Here is a 1426-nt window from a genome sequence, read left to right as displayed (position 1 = left end):
AAATCACGAATCCAGGGGCCGTGCGCTCAAGCGATGGTGGGTGGCGTACACGGATTCTGCATACGCCACTCACCAACTGTGGGAAGAGCCGGGCGACGTTCGTCTGCTCGCGATAGCGGTCTGACAGTCACTGCATCGGTGTCTGTTCCACCGTCATCGCGAGCAGGCTCGCTCCCACATTGGTATTGTGCGAGTTGCGTTCACCTTGCAATCAAACACTCCTACACTGTGCCCAATCTGTGCGATCTTCACGCCATTGGTCTTGCTGGAGTTGCTTGATGTTGTCACTTCTCACCGATCACCCGCTGTTTTGCGCCTTGGCGCTGATTTTGCTCGACATCCTGCTGTGGCGGTTGATCAGCGTCAGTCACTGGCAGTTGGTCGTGCGGGTGGTGATTTTTGCGTTGTTCAGTGCCGTGCTGTTCAACGAAGGCATGAACCCGATGGACGTGGCRCCCTGGCCGGAGAACGTGCCATTGCACCTGGCTGCGACCGGATTGCAGATCGGTTGGTGGCTGTTCGGCGCGCGAACCCTGACGGTGTTGCTCGGCACGGTGATGATGCAACGGGTCGGGCATACCGGCCGGCTGTTGCAGGATTTGCTCGGTGCGGTGATTTTCCTGATCGCGATCATTGCCGCCCTGGCGTATGTGCTCGATTTGCCGGTCAAAGGCGTGCTGGCGACTTCCGGTGCCCTGGCGATCATCGTCGGCCTGGCATTGCAGAGTACCCTCAGCGACGTGTTTTCCGGCATCGTGCTCAACACCACCAAACCCTATCAACTGGATGACTGGATCTCCATCGACGGCACCGAAGGCCGGGTCACCGATATCGATTGGCGGGCCACGCGGCTACAAACCTCACAGGGCAGCATGGCGGTGATCCCCAACTCGTTGGCAGCCAAGGCCAAGATCATCAACTTCAGCCGGCCCAGCGACATCTTCGGCATTACCATCAGCCTGCAACYGAGCCCCCATGCACGCCCGCACACGGTGATCGAAGCGCTGGAGCGGGCGATGCAGGGTTGCCGGCCGTTGCTCGGCAAACCGGCACCGAGCGTTTCCTTGAAAAGCTCCAGCGCCAGTGGCGTGGAGTACGAGATCATCGGATTTGTATCGTCCATGGGGCAAAAACGTGAAGTGCGCAATCTGCTGTACGACCTGGCCTTCCGGCATTTGCGTGCGTCGGGCGTGAGCCTGTTGTCGACCGCAGAAACCACAGCACCGCCGGACCTTTCGCGGCCACGGGCGTTGCTCGAAAGCTCGAGTATTTTCTCGACCTTGCGTTCGGAAGAGAAAGACACCTTCAGCCAGAACATGACGCTTATTACCTTCCGTCCCGGGGAAATGATCCTGCCGGCGGGCGAGGTCAGCGATCACCTGTTCATCATCGAATCCGGAGTGGTGTCGGTGGCCTTGAGCCGTGG

The 1426-nt window shown here is 59.4% G+C and carries 1 protein-coding gene; it reads left to right on the top strand.

Annotated elements, in window-relative coordinates:
• Nucleotides 1–278: 278 nt before the first annotated feature.
• The coding region (locus AC1DH9_RS29160; protein ID WP_477809337.1) for a mechanosensitive ion channel domain-containing protein at nt 279–1426 on the top strand (1148 nt) is incomplete at its 3' end.

It is taken from the genome of Pseudomonas sp. 05T35 (assembly GCF_056396605.1).
This window is presented reverse-complemented; position numbering and strand designations above follow the sequence as displayed.